The sequence below is a fragment of the Acidovorax soli genome (assembly GCF_900107605.1).
GTDB lineage: Bacteria > Pseudomonadota > Gammaproteobacteria > Burkholderiales > Burkholderiaceae_C > Acidovorax > Acidovorax soli.
Map to the genome: position 1 here is coordinate 78,681 of NZ_FNQJ01000005.1, position 18,914 is coordinate 97,594.

Below are 18,914 nucleotides of genomic sequence, written 5' to 3' on the forward strand. Positions count from 1 at the left end.
ATGTATGTAGCCGTCAAGGGCGGAGAGTCCGCCATTCTCAACAGCTACCGTTTGCTGGCCGAGCAGCGCCGGGGCGACTCGGCACTGCCTGAGCTGTCGGTGGCGCAGATCCGCCAGCAGCTCAAGCTGGCCGTGGACCGGGTGATGACCGAAGGTTCGGTATACGACCCCGAACTGGCGGCCCTGGCCATCAAGCAGGCGTCGGGTGATCTGGTCGAGGCCATCTTCCTGCTGCGGGCCTACCGTGCCACGCTGCCGCGCCTGGGCACCACCTGTCCGCTGGACACCGCCGCCATGGCGCTCGACCGCCGCATTTCCGCCACCTTCAAGGACCTGCCGGGCGGGCAAGTGCTGGGCCCGACCTATGACTACACCCAGCGGCTGCTCGATTTCACCTTGTTGGCCCAGGGGCCGGCGGCCGATGGCCATGCACTGTCGGCGCCGACGGCGGTGCAAGCCGAGCCCAGCCCCCGCGTGGTGGACCTGCTCAACCAGGAGGGCCTCATCGAAACCCGCACCGCCCCTCCAGGGGATCCGACGCCCGGCGATCTCACACGCGAGCCCCTGCGTTTTCCGGCCGACCGCGCCACGCGGCTGCAGAACCTGGCGCGTGGTGACGAAGGCTTTCTGCTGGCCATGGCCTATTCCACCCAGCGCGGCTATGCGCACTCCCACCCCTTTGTGGGCGAGGTGCGCCTGGGCACGGTGGCCGTGGAGGTCGAACCCGAGGAGCTGGGCTTTGCCATCGACATTGGCGACATCGAGCTCACCGAGTGCGAAATGGTGAACCAGTTCGCCGGCAGCAAGAGCCAGCCGCCGCAGTTCACGCGCGGCTACGGGCTGGCATTCGGCCACAGCGAACGCAAGGCCATGGCGATGAGCCTGGTGGACCGCGCGCTGCGGGCCGACGAGCTGGGCGAGGCCATCAACTCGCCCGCGCAGATGCAGGAATTCGTGCTCTCGCACAGCGACAGCCTGGAGGCCTCGGGCTTCGTGCAGCACCTGAAGCTGCCGCACTACGTGGATTTCCAGGCAGAGCTGGAGCTGGTGCGCAAGATGCGCGCCGCCGCCAGCGCGGCCACTGCCGATCCCTTGCCAGGAGACCATGCATGAATGCACCCCATCACCCCGACTGTATGCCCGCCGTGATGGGCCTGCCCGCGGACGCTGCGCCGGTGGACGGCCACTTCAACTTCGCCTACCTGGACGAGCGCACCAAGCGCATGATCCGCCGCGCCATCCTGAAGGCGGTCGCCATCCCGGGCTACCAGGTGCCGTTTGGTTCGCGCGAAATGCCGCTGCCCTATGGCTGGGGCACGGGCGGCATCCAGGTCACCGCATCCATCATCGGCCCGCAGGATCGCCTCAAGGTCATCGACCAGGGCTCGGACGACACGGTGAACGCCGTCAACATCCGTCGGTTCTTCGAGCGCACCACGGGGGTGGCCACCACCACGCGCACCGCCGAGGCCACGCTGATCCAGACGCGCCACCGCATTCCGGAGACTCCGCTGACCCAAGGCCAGGTGCTCGTCTACCAGGTGCCCGTGCCCGAGCCCATGCAGCGGCTGGAACCGCGCGAAACCGAAACCCGTACCCTGCATGGCCTGGCCGAGTACGGCCTGATGCACGTGAAGCTCTACGAGGACATCGCGCGCCACGGGCATATCGCGACCACCTACGACTACCCGGTGCTGGTGAATGGCCGCTACGTGATGTCGCCCTCGCCGATCCCGAAGTTCGACAACCCCAAGCTGCACATGAGCCCGGCCCTGCAGCTGTTCGGGGCCGGCCGCGAAAAGCGCATCTACGCCGTGCCGCCCTACACGCCGGTGGAAAGCCTGGGCTTTGACGACCACCCCTTCGAGGTGCAGCGCTGGGATGCGGCCTGCGCGCTGTGCGGTGCCACCGACAGCTTTCTGGACGAGGTGATCACCGACGATCGGGGCACCCGCATGCATGTGTGTTCCGACTCGGACTACTGCCAGGAGCGCCAGGCACAGCCGACCGATTCCGCGCAGGCGCAAGGCGGTGCAGCATGAGCAGCGTGCACCTTCGCGAAGCCCAGCGTGCCGACCTGGAGAACGTGCTGGCCCTGTATGCCGCCATTGAAGACAGCCCCGCTGACGTGCTGACCCTGGAAGAAGCCCAGGCCGTATGGGCCCAGTTTGCCCGCTACCCCAGCTATCGCCTGTGGGTGGCCTGCGATGCGGCGGCGCACGGCGCGGTGGTGGGCACGTATGCGCTGCTCATCATGCACAACCTTGCGCACCGGGGGGCGCCCTCGGCCATCGTCGAGGACGTGGTCGTGGCACAGGACCAGCAGGGCCGTGGCATTGGCCGCCAGATGATGGCCCACGCCATGCAGCAGGCGCGCGATGCGGGCTGCTACAAGCTCGCGCTCTCGTCCAACGCCCGCCGCGCGGGCGCCCATGCCTTTTATGAATCCCTGGGCTTTGCGCAGCACGGCCTGAGCTTTGTTGTCGAGACCCTCCCATGAACCATCCCGAACCTGCTGCGCCGCTGCTGAGCGTGCGCAACGTCAGCAAGCGCTATGGCGACCGTGTGGCGCTGCAGGGCGCGTCCTTTGACCTGTGGCCTGGCGAGGTGCTCGCCGTGGTGGGCGAGTCCGGATCCGGCAAGTCCACGCTGCTCAACGCCATTGCGGCACGCAGCGCCCCGGACGAAGGCACGGTGCAGTTCCGCCAGCGCAGTGGCGAGCTGCAGGACATCTATGCCATGACCGAAGCCCAGCAGCGCCTGCTGGCCCGCACCGATTGGGGCTTCGTGCACCAGAACGCAGCGGACGGCCTGCGCATGGATGTGTCGGCCGGCGCCAACGTGGGCGAACGCCTGATGGGCCTGGGCGAGCGCCACTACGGCCGCCTGCGCAGCACCGCTGCCGACTGGCTGCAGCGCGTGGAGATCGACGCGGCGCGCATCGACGACGCGCCGCGCACCTTCTCGGGTGGCATGCGCCAGCGCCTGCAGATTGCCCGCAACCTGGTCACGCAGCCCCGCCTGGTGTTCATGGACGAGCCCACCTCGGGCCTGGATGTGTCGGTGCAGGCGCGCCTGCTGGACCTGCTGCGCCAGCTCACACGGCAGATGCAGCTGGCCGCCATCATCGTCACGCACGACCTGGCGGTGGCGCGGCTGCTGGCCCACCGCATGGTGGTGATGCAGCGCGGCCGCGTGGTCGAGTCGGGCCTCACCGACCAGGTGCTCGACGACCCGCAGCACCCCTATACCCAGCTTCTCGTCTCTTCGGTACTGCAGCCATGAACCCTCCCATTCTCCAGATGAAAGGGGTGGCCAAGCGCTTCACCCTGCACCACCGCAACGGCATTGAACTGTCCGTGCTGGACCATGTGAACCTGGCCGTCAGCCCGGGCGAGTGCGTGGTGCTCGACGGTCCCTCGGGCATGGGCAAGAGCACGCTGCTCAAGATGATCTACGCGAACTACCGCGCCAATGCTGGCAGCATCACGGTGCAGCCGCCCGGCGGCGCGGCGGTGGATGTGACGCAGGCCACGCCCCGCGCGCTGGTGCAGCTGCGCCGCGACACCATCGGGTATGTCAGCCAGTTCCTGCGCGTGATTCCCCGGGTGTCGGCGCTGGACGTGGTGGCCGAGCCGCTGGCCGAGGATGCCCACGATGACATTGCCGCGCTGGAGGCGGCGCGCGACCAGGCACGCCAGTGGCTGGAGCGCCTGCGCATTCCCGAGCGCCTGTGGCACCTGCCGCCCGCCACCTTTTCGGGCGGCGAGCAGCAGCGCGTCAACATCGCGCGCAACATGATCAAGCCCAAGCCGCTGCTGCTGCTCGATGAGCCCACGGCATCGCTGGACGCGGCCAACACCGAAACCGTGATTGCCCTGATGGGCGAGGCGGTGGCGCGCGGAGCCGCCTTGGTGGGCATCTTCCACGACGCCCATGTGGGTGCCGCCGTGGCCACGCGCCGCGTGAATGTGGGCGATTTCCGGGGGGCGGCAGCATGAGCACCATGGTCTTCAAGAACGCCCGCCTGGTGCTGCCGGGCGAGGTGGTGCACGGCGCTTTGCGGGCAGACGCGGGGCGCATCGCGTCGATGGACGCCGGAGCAAGCTCGGCATTGGAAGGTCTTGACCTGGGTGGCGACTACCTGATGCCGGGCCTGGTGGAGGTGCACACCGACAACTTCGAGCGCCACCTCATGCCCCGGCCCAAGGTGCAATGGGCCGAGATGCCTGCGCTGCTCGCGCACGACGCCGAGATCGCCGCCGCCGGCATCACCACGGTGCTGGATGCCCTGGGCGTGGGCGAGGCGGATGCGGACAGCCTGCGCGGCAGTGCCTGGAACCGCGTGCTCGACACCATAGCCACCTGCACCGAGCGCAACCTGCTGCGCGCCGACCACCACCTGCATGTGCGCTGCGAACTGCCCGCACCCAACACCATCGAGCTGTTCGAGCCCTTCCACGGGCACCCGCGCCTGTCGCTGATCTCGCTGATGGACCATACGCCAGGCCAGCGCCAGTGGGAAGACATCGAACAGGCGCGCACCTACTACACCGGCAAGAAGGGCTGGAGCGCCGAGAAGTTCGAGCGCCAGGTAGAGCATGCCGCTACGCTGCAGGCGCAATATGCCGAGCCGCACCGCGCCTACTTCGTGGATTACTGCCGCACGCACGGCATCTCGCTGGCAAGCCACGACGACACCACGGTGGCGCATGTGGCGCAGGCCCATGCCGAGGGGGCTGCGATGTCGGAGTTCCCGACCACGCTGGCCGCTGCACGCGCTGCGCATGAGCGTGGCCTGCTCACCGTGATGGGCGGCCCCAACGTGGTGCGCGGTGGCTCGCACTCGGGCAATGTGGCAGCGGCCGACCTGGCGCGCCAGGGGCTGCTGGACATTCTTTCGTCCGACTACGTGCCCGGCAGCCTGCTGAGTGCGGTGATGCGCCTGGTGCATGACGGCATCCTCACCCTGCCGCAGGCGGTGGCCACCGTCACGCGCAACCCCGCCCGCTCGGCCGGCATGACCGACCGGGGCGAACTGGCGCCGGGGCTGCGCGCGGACCTGGTCCAGGTGCACATGGCCGAACTGTCGGATGGATCGCTGCAGGCCGTGGTGCGCGGGGTGTGGCGCGAGGGCATGCGGGTGCTCTGAGGCCCTTTTCTGACACCCAAATTTCTTGCAACTGTCAAAACCATGTCATGAGGCAGCCGCACACTGGGTTGTCTAGACGACTTGAGGGCCATGTGATGTCTACAGCACTTCGCATACAGCAACTGAACAAGCATTTTGCCAATGGCAAGCACGCCTTGCGCGACATCAACCTGACCGTGCAGCGTGGCGAGATGGTGGCCTTGATCGGTGCATCCGGTTCTGGCAAATCGACCCTGCTGCGCCACGTGGCCGGGCTGGTGGTGGCCGACGGCGCCAGCGATTCGCTGATCGAGGTGGACGGCCGCTGCGTGCAGCAGGGTGGTCGCATCCACCGTGACATTCGCCAGGTGCGGGCGCAGGTGGGTTTCGTGTTCCAGCAGTTCAACCTGGTGGACCGTTTGCCGGTACTGATGAATGTGCTGGTGGGCCTGTTGCACCGCACGCCGCGCTGGCGCGGCTGGCTGCGGCTGTTCAGGCCGCACGAACGCGCGTTGGCGCTGGAGGCGCTGGCCCGTGTCGGCATTGCCGACTGCCACGCCCAGCGCGCCTCCACCCTGTCGGGCGGGCAGCAGCAGCGGGCCGCCATTGCCCGCACCCTGGTGCAGGGCGCCAAGGTGGTGCTGGCCGACGAGCCCATCGCCTCGCTCGACCCCGAGTCTTCGCGCAAGGTCATGGACATCCTGGCGCGCATCAACCGCGAAGACGGCAGCACGGTCATCGTGTCGCTGCACCAGGTGGATGTGGCCATCAAATACTGCCCCCGCGTGGTGGCACTGCACCAGGGCCGCGTGGTGTACGACGGCCCATCCGCTGCACTCACCCCCGGGCTGCTGCGTGAGCTCTATGGCGTGCAGGCCGACGAGATCCTGACGGGTGCGAATCCTTTGCCTTCGGCTGCCGCGCCTGCGGTTTCGCCGGTGGCCGGCTGGATGCCGCCCCTGGCCCAGGCGGCCTGATTCCTTTCTTTCGCTCTTTCCATTCACGGGAGTTTTCATGATCAAGAAACTGTGCGCAGCCATGGCCCTGGGCCTGGGCATGACGGGGGCCTTTGCCCAGGACATCAACTTCGGCATCATCTCCACCGAGGCCACGCAGAACCTCAAGGCCGACTGGCAGCCTCTGCTCGACGACATGGCCCAGCAGACCGGCTTCAAGATCAAGGCGTTCTTTGCGCCCGACTACGCCGGCATCATCGAAGGCATGCGTTTCAACAAGGTGCAGGTGGCCTGGCTGGGCAACAAATCGGCCATGGAAGCCGTGGACCGCGCCAACGGCGAAGTGTTTGCCCAAATGGTCAACGCCGATGGCACGCAGGGCTATTACTCGCACCTCATCGTGCACAAGGACAGCCCCCTGGCCACGCTGGATGACGTGCTCAAGAACAGCAAGTCGCTGAGCTTCGGCAACGGTGACCCCAACTCCACCTCGGGTTTCCTGGTGCCTGGCTACTACGCCTTTGCACAGAACAAGGTCGACGTGAAGACGCATTTCAAGATCGTGCGCAGCGCCAACCATGAGACCAATGCCCTGGCAGTGGCCAACAAGCAGGTCGATGTGGCCACCAACAACAGCGAAAACCTCGGCAAGATCCAGGAACGGCAGCCCGAGAAGTTCAAGGACATCAAGATCGTCTGGACCTCGCCCCTCATCGCGCTCGACCCGCTGGTGATGCACAAGGAGCTGCCCGAGGCCACCAAGACGAAGATCAAGAATTTCTTCTACAACTACGCCAAGACCGATCCCCGCGAGAAGGAGATCGTGATGAAGATCTCCAAGCTGTCGGGCTTCAAGCCGTCGAGCAATGCGCAGCTCACCCCGATCCGCCAGCTCGACCTGTTCGGCAAGCGCAACAAGATCGAAGCCGACAGCACACTGGCCGAGACCGAGAAGAAGACCCGCCTGGCCGAGATCGATCAGCAGCTGGCGTCCCTGAAGTAAAGCGTTCCACTCTTGTGCCGGCGGTGGGCTGACAACAGCAGTTGCTGCCCGCCGCCCCGGTGATTGCAGGTATATCCATGTCTTCTGCCCTGACCCCTTCGCTCACCCACCTGGCCCAGGCCACCGCACCCAAGCGCAGCCTGGGCTGGTACCTGTCCTGGGGCATTCTGCTGGTGCTGCTGGCCGCTTCATGGAAGGGTGCCGACATGCGCCCTCTGGACCTGCTGCAGGACTCGGGCAACATGGCACGGTATGCGGCAGAGTTCTTTCCTCCCAATTTTGCGCAGTGGCAGCTGTATGTGCAGGAGATGCTCGTCACCTTGCAGATCGCGCTGTGGGGCACGGCCCTGGCAGTGCTGACCGCCGTGCCTCTGGCGTTGCTGGCCTCGTCCAACATCGTGCCGTGGTGGGTGTACCAGCCGATGCGCCGCGTGCTCGATACCTTCCGTGCCATCAACGAAATGGTCTTTGCCATGCTGTTCGTGGTGGCCGTGGGCCTGGGGCCTTTCGCGGGCGTGCTGGCGCTGTGGATCCATACCTCGGGCACGCTGGCCAAGCTGTTTTCCGAGGCGGTGGAGGCCATCGATCCCCAGCCCGTGGAAGGCATCCGCTCGACCGGGGCGAGTGCCTTGCATGAAATCATCTATGGCGTGATTCCGCAGGTGATGCCGCTGTGGATTTCATTCACGCTCTACCGTTTCGAGGCCAACGTGCGTTCCGCGTCGGTGGTGGGCATGGTGGGTGCCGGGGGGATCGGCGTGGTGCTGTGGGAAATCATCCGTGGCTTTCAATATGCCGAAACCTGTGCGGTGATGCTCATCATCGTGGTGACCGTGAGTGCCATCGACCTGGTGTCTGCACGCGTTCGAAAGGCCCTGGTGTAACGCCGCCACTGGAGCCCCCATGGCGTTGACCCTGATCGATATTTCGCATGTGCTGGTGACCCGCGGCAAGGAGCAGTATGGCCGCGAAGCCGTCAGCCAGCTCGAGCACGCGTTGCAGTGCGCCCACCTGGCCGAACTGGCCGGTGAAACGCCGGAAACCGTGGCCGCGGCGCTGCTGCATGACATTGGACACCTGTTGGCGCCAGACGGTGGGGCGGCAGACCGTGCGGGCCACGATGATCTGCACCAGTATGTGGCGCTGCCTTTCCTGCGGGCCCTGCTGCCACGTGCCGTGCTGGAGCCCGTGCGGCTGCATGTCGATGCCAAGCGCTACCTCTGCACCATGGAACAAGGGTACTGGGAAGCACTGTCGCCTGCTTCCCGGCAAAGCCTGGAGTTGCAAGGGGGTGCGTACTCGGTAGAGGAGGCGGTGCAATTTGCCTCCCAGCCATTCGCCAGCGAAGCCATCCGGCTGCGCCGCTACGACGATGCCGCCAAGGTGCCCGGCCGCGCGACGCCCGCGTTCGGGCATTTCATGGGTGTGATGGCAACGGTCACCGCGCGGCATGCGCTGGCCAGTCAGGTGCCTGGCGCCGTATCTGCCTGACGAACCCGCTGCTCCGGGCGGCAGCGAGCTTCGCGCGGCGTGGGCCGATGGCGTCGGCCCACCATGGGCCATGCATCGGGGCCTGCCGTATCCCAACGGCGAAGGCCCGACGCGCGCATCGGCATCTTGGAGGGGCCTGGCGTGGAAGCAAGCCAAGGTAAAAGCATCGAACCCATGCTGCTGCCCTGGCGCGTGATCGGCCCGTGTCGGCGGCCGGCGAGCGCCGCCGGCCAGGCAAGGTGTTGACGTGCCGGCCGCCAGCTTCAAGAATGCACAACCATGAAACACTTGCTGCGCATCCTGGAGGGGCGGCTGGAGGCGCTGCCGGTCCGCATGGCGGTTCAGTTGCCGGCAGGGCAGCGGCTGGGGGCGCGCAACGCGGCCGTCACGCTCTGGTTTCGGGACCGCATGGCGCTGGTGGCGCTGGCCACGGGTGAGATCGGGAACGTCGGCGCAGCGATTGTCGAGGGCAAGGTGGCGCTGGAAGGCAGCATGCGCGAATTGATGGCAGCTGCCGCCGGGTTGCTGGCAACCAGCCCGGTGCAGGACCCGCACCAGCATTGGTGGCACCGTGTGCTGGCGCGCGCCAGATCGATGGCGGTGCACACGCTCCAGCACGATGCCCGCCATGTGCGGTTCCACTATGACCTGTCGGATGATTTCTATGCCCTGTGGCTGGATCCACGCAGGGTGTATTCGTGTGCCTATTTTTGCCACCCCGGCATGACGCTGGCGCGCGCGCAGGAGGCCAAGCTGGACCTGATCTGCCGCAAGCTGCGCCTGCAGCCGGGTGAGCGCTTTCTGGACATTGGCGCTGGCTGGGGGGCGCTGCTGCTGTGGGCGGCAGAGCACTATGGCGTGGACGCGACCGGCATCACCCTGTCGCGCAACCAGCATGTGCATGTGCAGCAACTCATCACGGCGCGCGGGCTCCAGGGGCGCGTGCGCGTGCAGTTGTGCGACTACCGTGAACTGCAGGCCGGGCAGCCCTTTGACAAGGTGGCCTCTGTCGGCATGTTTGAGCATGTGGGGCGGGCGAAGATGCACGCCTACTTTGTCGCCGTGCGCAAGCTCCTGCGCCCGGGCGGCTTGCTGCTCAACCACGGCATCACCGCCGGTGGCGTGGACAACGTCCAGCTGGGCGCCGGCATGGGCGATTTCATCGAGCAGTACATTTTCCCGGGCGGCGAGCTGCTCCATGCCAGCGCCGTGCTGCACGACCTGGCGCAGGCCGGGCTGGAGATGGTGGACACCGAGAATCTGCGGCCCCATTACGCCCGCACGCTGTGGGCCTGGTCCGATGCGCTGGAAGCCGTGCTGGAGCCCGCCCGCGAGGTGTTGCAGCAGCAGGCCACAGCCGAGCAAGCGGACAAGACGCTGCGCGCCTATCGCCTGTATCTGGCGGGTAGTGCGCTGGGGTTTGAGCGCGGCTGGATGGCATTGCACCAGATACTGGCAGTGCGCCCCGATGGCGACATGCGCTCTGGCACCATGACCGGCGCACAATCGGCGTATCCGTTCACGCGCGATTACATGTACACCAAGGACTCCGCTGTATGCTCTATAAATTCAAGTCCCGATCAGCCCCCGATCTGATCATGCTCGAACCCCAAGGGCGCCAGATCCTTCAGATCATTGGCAAGACCCCAGGCACCAGCGGCATCATCACGGCCGCACAGATCCCTGGTGCCATGGCTGCGCTGGAAGCTGCCGTTGCAGCCGACGAGGCCCTTGCCGCCGTTGCCCAGGAACAGGCCGACGAGGATGGCGCGGAGCGCCCGGACACCGTGCGCCTTCGCCAGCGTGCGGCGCCGTTTCTCGAAATGCTGCGCCGCTCGGTCGCCGAGGAGCGCGACGTGGTGTGGGGCGCCTGACGCGGTGCACGCAGGGACCCCTGCCGCGTGCAAGTCAGTCGACCTTTGCGCCAGAGGCTTTCACCACGCCCGCCCATTTGCGGTGCTCATTGTCGATATGCCGGGCAAACTCGGTGGGCGTGTTGCCGCCGGGAATGGCCCCCTGTGCCATCAAGCGCTCTTTCATGCCCGGTGATGCCAGGGCCTTGGCGACTTCCTGCTGGACACGGTTGACGATGTCGGGCGGCGTGCCTGCCGGCGCCAGCAGCCCAAACCACGAACTGGCTTCATAGCCCTTGAGCGCCGGGCCGCCGGCCTGCTCCACCGTGGGCACATCGGGAAGGGCCGCAGAGCGCTGGCTGCTGGTCACCGCCAGCGCAACCAGCTTGCCGGCCTTGATCTGCGCCATCGACGAGGGCAGGTTGTCAAACATGACATCGGCATTGCCGGCCACCATGTCCATCAGTGCCGGCCCCGAGCCGCGGTACGGCAGATGCAGCATGTAGGTGCCCGTCATGCTCTTGAAGAGCTCGCCAGCCAGATGGATGGAGGTGCCGTTGCCGCTCGATGCCATGTTCATCTTTCCCGGGCTGGCCTTGGCCGCCCGGATGAAATCCTGCACATTGTTCACCCCCAGGGCCTTGGCCTTGTCGGTGTTCATCACCATCACGTTGGGCACGGCGGCCACCAGCGTCACCGGCACAAAATCCTTGATGGGATCGTAAGGCAGCTTGGCGTAGAGCGCGCGGTTGATGCCGTGCGTACCGACGGTGCCCATCAGCAGCGTGTAGCCGTCTGCCGGGGACTTGGCCACGATTTCCGCGCCGACGTTGCCGCCCGCGCCTGCCCGGTTGTCCACGATGAACTGCTGGCCGAACGCACGGCTCAGGTCCGGTACCAGCGCGCGCGCCAGGATGTCCGTGGTGCCGCCCGGTGCGAAGGGTACGACGATGCGCACCGGCTTGGTGGGCCAGGTGCCCTGGGCATGGGCGGCCGGCAGCGCAGCGAGGGCGCAACCCAGGGAGAGCGCCACCATGGCTGCAAGGCTTTGACGGCGGGGCGGGTGGATGAACAAGGCCATGAACTTCCTTTCAGTGGGAGACCCCTGGGTTCTACGCGTCCCGGGCGCAGCCGTGCAGGTGGATAACCCCAACCATGCGGCGCGTGCAGCCGTGTACGCGTGGGTCCGCGCCAGAAAAAAGCCGCCTGGCCCCAAGGGGCAGGCGGCTGGCTGTGTCCAAGCTGAAAGCGGGACGGGCTCAGTCGGCGTAGGTACCGGCGGCCTTGATGACGGCGCCCCACTTGTCGATCTCGGCCTGCACGAATTTCTTGTGCTCAGCGGGTTCGACGCGCTTGTCGGTCACCACCACGGCGCCCAGGCCTTCCTGCTTCTTGATGAAGTCGGGGTCCTTCAAGGCCACCTTCAGGGCGTCGTTGATTTTGGTCACAACGGCGGCTGGCGTGCCCTTGGGCGCGTACAGGCCGTGCCAGATGGTCACTTCAAAATTCTTCAGCCCCGACTCAGCCAGCGTGGGCAGGTCCTTGAGTGCCGGTGTCTTCAGGCGTTTGGCGGTTGTCACGGCAAAGGCCTTGACCTTCTTGCCTTCGATCTGCGACGTGGTGTTGGTGGTCTGGTCGCACAGCAGGTCGATCTGGCCACCGATCAGGTCGGTGATGGCCGGCGCCGTGCCCTTGTAGGGCACCGTGGTCATTTCGACATGCATGGCGTTCTGGAACATCAGGCCGCACAGGTGAGAGGCCGCGCCCAGACCCGCGTTGCCCAGATTGATCTTGCCCTTGTTCTGGTCAATCCAGGCAGTGAGTTCCTTCATGTTGTTCGCCGGGATGTTGGGCCGGGCGATCAGCGTCATGGGCACATCATTGACCATGCCCAGGTACTCGAAATCGTTGGGCACGCTGAACGACAGCTTGCGGTACAGCGCAGGCATGGTGGACATGCCAATGTGGTTGAGCAGCAGCGTGTAGCCATCGGGGGTTGCGCGGGCCACGCGGGCTGCGCCGATCGAGCTGCCGGCGCCTGCCGTGTTGTCCACGACCACGTTGGCGCCCAGCGGCTTGCGCAGGGCTTCTGCGAGGTCACGGGCTACGCGGTCTGTGGGGCCGCCCGCGGTAAAGGGCACCACCAGGGTGACGGTCTTGTCCTTGGCGGGATAATCCTGGGCTTGTGCGCCCAGTGTGGCGGCTGCTGCGGTGGCGAGCAGTGCGAGTTTCAGCATCGTTTTCATGGAACGCTCCGGTAATTTGACGCGCCATGATAACGAGGCCGCCTCAAAGGGGTATTGAGGAAATCACTTAAAGCTTGTCGGATATGAATTAAATTAATAAACCTCGAAAACTAATATGTATGGAGTTTTATAGCTATGTAATTGATAGCTTTATAAGGGTAAACGCTGATGCGTTCTGTGTCCTGCGCTCGCCTGCGCAACCCGCATTCGGGGGGGGGCGCGGGCATGTTTTTCAGCGATAGCTGCGCGCGTCTTCAATGACGCGGCCATCGTTGGGCAGGGAGCCCGGGGCCACCATCTGCACCTCGCTGCGCAGCTTGGTCACCTCGCGTACAACGTCGGCGAGCTGGCGTGCAAAGCCCTCGGCGGTTTCGTGCGTTTCGACCTGCAGCACCATCTGGTCGCTGGCCATCTCGCCGCTCACCACCAGCCGGGCCCGCAGCACCTGCGGAAACCGGCGCGCGATGGCGGCGACCTGCGCTGGGTGCACGAACATGCCGCGCACCTTGGTGGTCTGATCGGCGCGCCCCATCCAGCCCTTGATGCGGGTGCTGGTGCGGCCGGTGGGGCAAAAGCCGGGCAACACGGCGGAGAGATCGCCGGTGCCAAAACGGACCAGCGGATAGTCGGGGTTCAGGGTGGTCACCACGATTTCGCCCACCTCGCCCTCGGGCACCGGGTCTCCCGTGCCGGGGCGCACGATCTCGACGATCACGCCTTCGTCCAGCACCAGGCCTTCGCGCGCCGCGGTTTCGTAGGCAATCAGGCCCAGGTCGGCCGTGCCGTAGCACTGGTAACCAGCGATGCCGCGTTCGGCGAACCAGTCGCGCAGCGACGGCGGAAAGGCTTCTGCCGACAGCAGGGCCTTGGTCACGCTGGGCAGGGGCTGCTGGAGTTCGGCGGCTTTTTCAAGGATCAGCTTGAGAAAGCTCGGTGTGCCGATGTAGCCCGCCGGGCGCAGCTCGGCCATGGCCTGCACCTGCTGCTCGGTCTGGCCGGTACCGCCCGGAAACACCGTGCAGCCCAGTGCATGGGCGCCGTTTTCCATCATCGAGCCGGCTGGCACGAAGTGGTAGCTGAAGCAGTTGTGGGCCAGCTCGCCGGCGCGAAAACCGGCGGCGTACAGCGCGCGCGCCATGCGCCAGTAGTCGCGGCGAGTGCTCTCGGGCTCGTAGAGCGGGCCGGGGCTGGAGAAAACGCGCGGCATGGCAGCGCCGAAACCAATGGTGGCAAATCCGCCAAAAACGTTGTCGGCGCGCCCGGCCTGCTGGCGCTCCTGAAGCTCGTGCTTGCGCGTGACCGGCAGCAGCGCCAGTGCAGCGCGGCTGGTGACGCTGGCCGCATCCACGCCTTGCAGGATCTGGCCCAAGGCGGCCGAATGGCGCTGCGCATGGGCGATCTGCGCAGGCAGGGTCGCCATCAGTTGGGCTTCGCGTTGTGCCGGGTCGCGGGTTTCCAGGGCGTCGTAGAACGTGTTCATGCAAAGGGTTCCAGTGCAATAGATTTGAATGAAATTGACCGCTAGCGCTCATCTATAAAACGCAATTAGCTATGAATTTAGGAGTTTTCGGTATGGCGTTGATTGCGGACTCGGCGTCTCAAACTGGCGCTGCGCTCATCCCAGCGCACCCGTGGAACTGGCTTTGCCAGGCCACCGGGTGCGTCCCCCTGAGGGGGAAGGCGCGACAGCGCCTCAGGGGGCACGTCAAGCAAGCCAGCGCTTGCGGCGCTTGTAGCTCTTGACGTCCTTGAAGCTCTTGCGCTCGCCGCCGCCCACGCCCAGGTAGAACTCCTTGACGTCCTCGTTGTTGGCCAGATCGGTGGCAGCGCCGTCCATCACCACGCGGCCGCTTTCCATGATGTAGCCGTAGTCGGCATATTGGAGTGCCATGTTGGTGTTCTGCTCGGCCAGCAGGAAGGTCACCTTCTCCTTGGCATTGAGGTCTTTCACGATGTTGAACACCTCCTCCACGATCTGCGGCGCCAGCCCCATCGAGGGTTCGTCGAGCAGCACCACGCTGGGGTTGGCCATGAGCGCGCGGCCGATGGCGCACATCTGCTGCTCGCCGCCCGAGGTGTAGGCGGCCTGCGAGGTGCGGCGCGTCTTCAGGCGCGGAAAGTAGTTGTAGACCTTCTCCAGGTTGGCCGCGACCTCGGCCTTGCTGGTGCGGGTGTACGAGCCCGTCATCAGGTTCTCTTCGATGGTCAGGTGGGCGAAACAGTGGCGGCCTTCCATGACCTGCACCACACCGCGTTTGACCAGATCCGCGGGCGAGAGGTTTTCAATGCGCTCACCGCGCAGCTCGATCGTGCCCTTGGTGACCTCGCCGCGCTCGCCCTTGAGCAGGTTGGAGATGGCGCGCAGCGTGGTGGTCTTGCCGGCGCCGTTGCCCCCCAGAATCGCCACAATGGCGCCCTCGGGCACCTGCAGCGAGACGCCCTTGAGTACCAGGATCACGTGGTTGTAGATGACCTCGATGCCGTTGACGTTGAGAACGATTTTTTGAGAGTCCATGGTGTTGCCTTCGCTGTGCCAATCGGGAGGGCTGTGCTTGCAACCCTTTCGATTGGCGGCTGCCCGCAGGAGCAACCGCTGATCACTGGCCGTAAAAACTGTCGCTGCCCAGGCCAGGAACGCCGCGCAAGGGCCGCCCCGCCGCGCTGGCGTTGTCCCCCTTCCCGCAGCGCGAAGCGCTAAGAGAGAAGGGGGAAGGCGCGTCAGCGCCTCAGGGGGATGTCCTCAAGATTGGCAATCCCCCGCATCCCGGCGCGTCATCTTCTTGTCCGCCAGGTACTTGTCGGCACCCGCCTTGACCATGGGCTTCAGGATCTGCTCGTCGGCCTGGTACCAGTCGGACGAGAAGTTGAACTTCTTGCCATCCCAGGTGTGCACCCGTGCCCAGGTGGAACCCATGTGGTCGGCGCAGCTGGTGGACAGCGGACGCATCAGGTCCTTGAAGCCCAGCGCATCCAGCTTCTTCTGGTCGAGGGACAGGTTCTCCATGCCCCAGCGCACTTGTTCGCCGGTCATGACCTTGCCCTTGCCGAAGCGCTCCTGCGCGCGGCGCACGGCCTCGACGGCCAGCATCTGGATGATCACGCCGCGGGTGTACAGCACCGAGCCCACTTCATCCTTGGGTCCCGTGCCCTGGCCCTTGTCGTGCACGTTCTTGAGGATGTCCTGGATGACCTTGGACTGCGTGCCATAGCCGTTGAGCGCCAGCGCGTTGTAGCCCTTGGCGCCTTCGCCCACATCGCGCACGTCGGGTTCGGCACCGGCCCACCACACGCCGTACATCTTGTCGCGCGGGTAGCCCGTGGCCTGGGCTTCCTTCAGTGCGGTGGAGTTCATGACGCCCCAGCCCCACAGCAGCACGTAGTCGGGACGGCTCTGGCGCACCTGCAGCCAGGTGGCTTTCTGTTCCACGCCGGGTGCGGTCACGGGCAGCATCTGCAGCTCGAAGCCATGCATCTTGGCGCGTTCCTGCAGCAGCGGGATCGGTTCTTTGCCGAACGGGCTGTCGTGGTACACGAGGGCGATCTTCTTGCCCTTGAGCTTGTCCAGCCCGCCGTTGGCCTTGCCCAGGTGCTGGATCAGGATGTCGGCACCCGTCCAGTAACTGCCCATGTAGGGGAAGTTCCATTTGAACGCCTGGCCGTCCTGCGCCACCGACAGGCCGTAGCCCAGCGTCATCAGCGGGATCTTGTCCACGGGGGCTTTTTCGGTCAGTGCAAACGTGATGCCGGTGGCCTGGGGGTCGAACAGCGAGACGCCGGGCTTGCTCTTGAGGCGTTCGTAGCATTCCACGCCGCGGTCGGTGGCATAGCCGGTTTCACACTCTTCAAAGGTGAGCTTGACGCCGTTGATGCCGCCGTCGCGCGCGTTGATCATCTTGATGTAGTCCTGCTTGCCGTTGGCCCATGGCACGCCGTTGGGTGCATAGGGGCCGGTACGGTAGGACAGCAGCGGGAAGAACTGCTCCTTGGCTTGCGCGAAGGCACTGGTCGTGACGGACGACGCGCCTGCGGCGACCACTGCGGCAGCGATCACGAGTTTCGAAAGCTTCATGGATGTCTCCTTTGGATGAATGTGTTGAAGCACGGGGGAAAACCAGATGGACAGACAGTTAACGCGGCAATGCAGGCAGTCCGTATCGGGAATTGCGTGTAAGGGGTTTCCTCATGGGCTGCACGCTCAGTGGGGGAACGGCCACAGGCGCAGCTTCTGCTTGGCGGTGGACCACAGCTTGGCCAGGCCGTGCGGCTCCACGATGAGGAACCAGACGATGAGGGCGCCAAAAATCATCAGTTCAGCGTGCGAGACCCCGGCGGTGGAGATTTCGATGCCAAAAACACCGAGGAGTGCGGGCAGGAACTGGTTGAGCACGATGGGCAACACCACGATGAAGGCCGCGCCGAAAAAGCCACCCATGATGGAACCCAGGCCGCCAATGATCACCATGAACAGCAGCCGGAACGAAATTTCCACCGAGAACGCGGCCGGCTCCCAGGCACCCAGGTGCACAAAGGCCCACAGCGCGCCGGCCATGCCGATGATGAAAGAGCTCACGGCAAACGCGCTGAGCTTGGCGTACATGGGGCGGATGCCGATCACGGCAGCGGCCACGTCCATGTCGCGGATGGCCATCCATTCGCGTCCGATCGCGCCGCGCACGAGGTTCTTGGCCAGCAGGGCCACGATCACCAGCAGGGCCAGGCAGAACAGGTATTTGCTGGTGGCGCTCTCGATGGGCAGGCCCAGCACCTGCAGGCTGCTCACCGACACCGAGCCCGAGTCGGAGTTGTTGGTGAACCACTTGATGCGCAGGAACATCCAGTCGCTGAAGAACTGCGCGGCCAGCGTGGCCACGGCCAGGTACAGCCCCTTCACGCGCAGGCTGGGCAGGCCGAACAGGATGCCGAAGAACGTGGCGCACAGCCCGCCCAGGATCAGCGCCGGAATCAGCGGCATGCCCGGGAAGCGCACGAAGAAGTTGTAGGCGCCATAGGCGCCAACGGCCATGAAGGCGCCCGAGCCCAGCGAGATCTGGCCGCAGTAGCCGACCAGGATGTTTACCCCCAAAGCCGCCAGCGACATGATCACGAAGGGGATCAGGATGGCGCGGAAGATGTAGTCGCTGGCCAGCATGGGCACGGCGATGAAGGCAATGGCCAGAAGGATGCCGATGGCAAGGCGGTCCTGCGCGATCGGGAAGATCTGCTGGTCGGCGCGGTAGCTGGTCTTGAACTGGCCGTTTTCGCGGTAGAGCATGGTGTGTCTCCTGTTGTTCTTGTGATGGCTTACACGCGATCAATAATTTTTTCTCCAAAGAGCCCTTGAGGCCTGAAGAGAAGAAACACCAGCGCCAGCACATACGCAAACCAGATCTCGATGCCACCGCCCACATAGGGGCCCAGGTACACCTCGGAGAGCTTCTCGCCCACGCCGATGATCAGCCCGCCGATGATGGCGCCGGGCACCGAGGTGAGGCCACCCAGGATCACCACCGGCAGCGCGCGCAGCGCCACGGTGGTCAGCGAGAACTGCACGCCGAGCTTGCTGCCCCAGATCATCCCGGCCACCAGGGCCACGACACCGGCCACGCACCACACGATCACCCAGATGCGGTTGAGCGGGATGCCGATGGACTGGGCGGCCTGGTGGTCGTCGGCCACGGCGCGCAGGGCGCGGCCGGTGGAGGTCTTCTGGAAGAACACCGACAGCAGGGCCACCAGCGCCGCGGCGATGGCGGCGGCGATCACGTCTTCCTTGTTCACCAGGATGCCGCCCTGGAACATGCTTTCCAGCATGAAGATCGGGTCCTTGGGCATGCCCACGTCGATCTTGTAGATGTCGCTGCCGAACAGCGTCTGGCCCAGGCCTTCCATGAAGTAGGTAATGCCCAGCGTGGCCATGAGCAGCGTGGCGCCCTCCTGGTTCACCAGGTGGCGCAGCACCAGCCGCTCGATCACCCAGGCCACCACGAACATGATGGCGCCCGCGATCACGAAGGCCGCGAGATTCGCCACGATGGGATTGTCGATGCCGGTCCACTTCGGAATCCATTCGGCAAAGCGCGCCATGGCCAGCGCCGCGAACAGCACCATCGCGCCCTGTGCAAAGTTGAACACGCCCGAGGCCTTGTAGATCAGCACGAAGCCCAGCGCCACCAGGGAATACAGCATGCCGGCCATGAGGCCGCCAATGAGGGTTTCAAGAAAGAATGCCATGTG

General features: G+C 65.4%; 19 protein-coding genes. 12 read left to right on the top strand and 7 right to left on the bottom strand.

The features are described 5' to 3' along the window. From BLW02_RS06070 to BLW02_RS06125, 12 genes are all read left to right on the top strand, one after another. Entirely contained in the window at window positions 1–1,113 is a 1,113-nt protein-coding gene (locus BLW02_RS06070; protein WP_092697480.1) for a carbon-phosphorus lyase complex subunit, read from the top strand. Continuing rightward, entirely contained in the window at window positions 1,110–2,042 is a 933-nt protein-coding gene (locus BLW02_RS06075; RefSeq protein WP_425285647.1) for an alpha-D-ribose 1-methylphosphonate 5-phosphate C-P-lyase PhnJ, read from the top strand. Before BLW02_RS06070 ends, BLW02_RS06075 begins: the two co-directional genes overlap by 4 nt. Continuing rightward, window positions 2,039–2,500: a GNAT family N-acetyltransferase gene (locus tag BLW02_RS06080; protein WP_092697482.1), complete on the top strand. Its 462-nt coding sequence runs from the start codon at window positions 2,039–2,041 to the stop codon at window positions 2,498–2,500. Before BLW02_RS06075 ends, BLW02_RS06080 begins: the two co-directional genes overlap by 4 nt. Continuing rightward, window positions 2,497–3,285, top strand: coding sequence for a phosphonate C-P lyase system protein PhnK (gene phnK, locus BLW02_RS06085; RefSeq protein WP_026436237.1), 789 nt, complete (start codon window positions 2,497–2,499; stop codon window positions 3,283–3,285). Before BLW02_RS06080 ends, phnK begins: the two co-directional genes overlap by 4 nt. Continuing rightward, a complete protein-coding gene (gene phnL / locus BLW02_RS06090; protein WP_092697483.1) occupies window positions 3,282–4,001 on the top strand; it encodes a phosphonate C-P lyase system protein PhnL in 720 nt (239 codons plus the stop codon). The genes phnK and phnL overlap by 4 nt, the downstream gene beginning before the upstream one ends. Further along, window positions 3,998–5,152, top strand: coding sequence for an alpha-D-ribose 1-methylphosphonate 5-triphosphate diphosphatase (locus BLW02_RS06095; protein ID WP_092697484.1), 1,155 nt, complete (start codon window positions 3,998–4,000; stop codon window positions 5,150–5,152). The genes phnL and BLW02_RS06095 overlap by 4 nt, the downstream gene beginning before the upstream one ends. Window positions 5,153–5,247: 95 nt before the next feature. Beyond that, a complete protein-coding gene (gene phnC, locus BLW02_RS06100) occupies window positions 5,248–6,108 on the top strand; it encodes a phosphonate ABC transporter ATP-binding protein (RefSeq protein WP_092697485.1) in 861 nt (286 codons plus the stop codon). A gap of 37 nt (window positions 6,109–6,145) precedes the next feature. Next, window positions 6,146–7,090, top strand: coding sequence for a phosphonate ABC transporter substrate-binding protein (gene phnD / locus BLW02_RS06105; protein WP_092697486.1), 945 nt, complete (start codon window positions 6,146–6,148; stop codon window positions 7,088–7,090). Window positions 7,091–7,167: 77 nt separating this feature from the next. Beyond that, window positions 7,168–7,974 (top strand): phosphonate ABC transporter, permease protein PhnE, encoded by an 807-nt coding sequence (phnE, locus tag BLW02_RS06110; protein ID WP_092697487.1) that lies wholly within the window; start codon window positions 7,168–7,170, stop codon window positions 7,972–7,974. Window positions 7,975–7,993: 19 nt separating this feature from the next. Then, a complete protein-coding gene (locus BLW02_RS06115; RefSeq protein WP_092697488.1) occupies window positions 7,994–8,581 on the top strand; it encodes a phosphonate degradation HD-domain oxygenase in 588 nt (195 codons plus the stop codon). A gap of 279 nt (window positions 8,582–8,860) precedes the next feature. Next, window positions 8,861–10,177 (top strand): class I SAM-dependent methyltransferase, encoded by a 1,317-nt coding sequence (locus BLW02_RS06120; RefSeq protein WP_092697489.1) that lies wholly within the window; start codon window positions 8,861–8,863, stop codon window positions 10,175–10,177. Beyond that, window positions 10,138–10,455 (top strand): DUF1840 domain-containing protein, encoded by a 318-nt coding sequence (locus tag BLW02_RS06125; RefSeq protein WP_092697490.1) that lies wholly within the window; start codon window positions 10,138–10,140, stop codon window positions 10,453–10,455. Before BLW02_RS06120 ends, BLW02_RS06125 begins: the two co-directional genes overlap by 40 nt. A 34-nt stretch (window positions 10,456–10,489) precedes the next feature. Here the strand turns inward: BLW02_RS06125 and BLW02_RS06130 are convergent, their stop codons facing one another. The 7 genes from BLW02_RS06130 to BLW02_RS06160 all read right to left on the bottom strand — a co-directional run bounded on the left by BLW02_RS06130 (window position 10,490) and on the right by BLW02_RS06160 (window position 18,911). After that, entirely contained in the window at window positions 10,490–11,515 is a 1,026-nt protein-coding gene (locus BLW02_RS06130) for a Bug family tripartite tricarboxylate transporter substrate binding protein (RefSeq protein WP_092697491.1), read from the bottom strand. Window positions 11,516–11,693: 178 nt separating this feature from the next. Beyond that, window positions 11,694–12,680 carry a tripartite tricarboxylate transporter substrate-binding protein gene (locus BLW02_RS06135; protein ID WP_092697492.1) on the bottom strand — a complete coding sequence of 329 codons (987 nt, stop codon included), beginning with the start codon at window positions 12,678–12,680 and terminating at the stop codon, window positions 11,694–11,696. A 232-nt stretch (window positions 12,681–12,912) separates the two neighbouring features. After that, a complete protein-coding gene (locus BLW02_RS06140) occupies window positions 12,913–14,160 on the bottom strand; it encodes a phenylacetate--CoA ligase family protein (protein WP_092697493.1) in 1,248 nt (415 codons plus the stop codon). A gap of 225 nt (window positions 14,161–14,385) precedes the next feature. After that, window positions 14,386–15,195 (bottom strand): ABC transporter ATP-binding protein, encoded by an 810-nt coding sequence (locus tag BLW02_RS06145; protein ID WP_092697551.1) that lies wholly within the window; start codon window positions 15,193–15,195, stop codon window positions 14,386–14,388. A 225-nt stretch (window positions 15,196–15,420) separates the two neighbouring features. Then, window positions 15,421–16,749 carry an ABC transporter substrate-binding protein gene (locus tag BLW02_RS06150; RefSeq protein ID WP_026436225.1) on the bottom strand — a complete coding sequence of 443 codons (1,329 nt, stop codon included), beginning with the start codon at window positions 16,747–16,749 and terminating at the stop codon, window positions 15,421–15,423. A 126-nt stretch (window positions 16,750–16,875) separates the two neighbouring features. Beyond that, on the bottom strand, window positions 16,876–17,952 hold the full coding sequence (locus BLW02_RS06155) for a branched-chain amino acid ABC transporter permease (RefSeq protein ID WP_092697494.1): 1,077 nt from the start codon (window positions 17,950–17,952) through the stop codon (window positions 16,876–16,878). Between the two features lie 29 nt (window positions 17,953–17,981). Next, window positions 17,982–18,911 (bottom strand): branched-chain amino acid ABC transporter permease, encoded by a 930-nt coding sequence (locus BLW02_RS06160; protein WP_092697495.1) that lies wholly within the window; start codon window positions 18,909–18,911, stop codon window positions 17,982–17,984. Window positions 18,912–18,914: the final 3 nt, after the last annotated feature.

Bases quoted from the DNA above. Each gene is read 5' to 3' on its own strand.
- BLW02_RS06080 (WP_092697482.1), top strand. From the start codon at position 2,039: ATGAGCAGCGTGCACCTTCGCGAAGCCCAGCGTGCCGACCTGGAGAAC.
- BLW02_RS06135 (WP_092697492.1), bottom strand. From the start codon at position 12,680: ATGAAAACGATGCTGAAACTCGCACTGCTCGCCACCGCAGCAGCCGCC.
- BLW02_RS06155 (WP_092697494.1), bottom strand. From the start codon at position 17,952: ATGCTCTACCGCGAAAACGGCCAGTTCAAGACCAGCTACCGCGCCGAC.
- phnK (WP_026436237.1), top strand. From the start codon at position 2,497: ATGAACCATCCCGAACCTGCTGCGCCGCTGCTGAGCGTGCGCAACGTC.
- phnE (WP_092697487.1), top strand. From the start codon at position 7,168: ATGTCTTCTGCCCTGACCCCTTCGCTCACCCACCTGGCCCAGGCCACC.
- BLW02_RS06115 (WP_092697488.1), top strand. From the start codon at position 7,994: ATGGCGTTGACCCTGATCGATATTTCGCATGTGCTGGTGACCCGCGGC.
- BLW02_RS06130 (WP_092697491.1), bottom strand. From the start codon at position 11,515: ATGGCCTTGTTCATCCACCCGCCCCGCCGTCAAAGCCTTGCAGCCATG.
- phnC (WP_092697485.1), top strand. From the start codon at position 5,248: ATGTCTACAGCACTTCGCATACAGCAACTGAACAAGCATTTTGCCAAT.
- BLW02_RS06125 (WP_092697490.1), top strand. From the start codon at position 10,138: ATGCTCTATAAATTCAAGTCCCGATCAGCCCCCGATCTGATCATGCTC.
- BLW02_RS06160 (WP_092697495.1), bottom strand. From the start codon at position 18,911: ATGGCATTCTTTCTTGAAACCCTCATTGGCGGCCTCATGGCCGGCATG.
- BLW02_RS06145 (WP_092697551.1), bottom strand. From the start codon at position 15,195: ATGGACTCTCAAAAAATCGTTCTCAACGTCAACGGCATCGAGGTCATC.
- BLW02_RS06150 (WP_026436225.1), bottom strand. From the start codon at position 16,749: ATGAAGCTTTCGAAACTCGTGATCGCTGCCGCAGTGGTCGCCGCAGGC.
- BLW02_RS06075 (WP_425285647.1), top strand. From the start codon at position 1,110: ATGAATGCACCCCATCACCCCGACTGTATGCCCGCCGTGATGGGCCTG.
- phnL (WP_092697483.1), top strand. From the start codon at position 3,282: ATGAACCCTCCCATTCTCCAGATGAAAGGGGTGGCCAAGCGCTTCACC.
- phnD (WP_092697486.1), top strand. From the start codon at position 6,146: ATGATCAAGAAACTGTGCGCAGCCATGGCCCTGGGCCTGGGCATGACG.
- BLW02_RS06140 (WP_092697493.1), bottom strand. From the start codon at position 14,160: ATGAACACGTTCTACGACGCCCTGGAAACCCGCGACCCGGCACAACGC.
- BLW02_RS06095 (WP_092697484.1), top strand. From the start codon at position 3,998: ATGAGCACCATGGTCTTCAAGAACGCCCGCCTGGTGCTGCCGGGCGAG.
- BLW02_RS06120 (WP_092697489.1), top strand. From the start codon at position 8,861: ATGAAACACTTGCTGCGCATCCTGGAGGGGCGGCTGGAGGCGCTGCCG.
- BLW02_RS06070 (WP_092697480.1), top strand. From the start codon at position 1: ATGTATGTAGCCGTCAAGGGCGGAGAGTCCGCCATTCTCAACAGCTAC.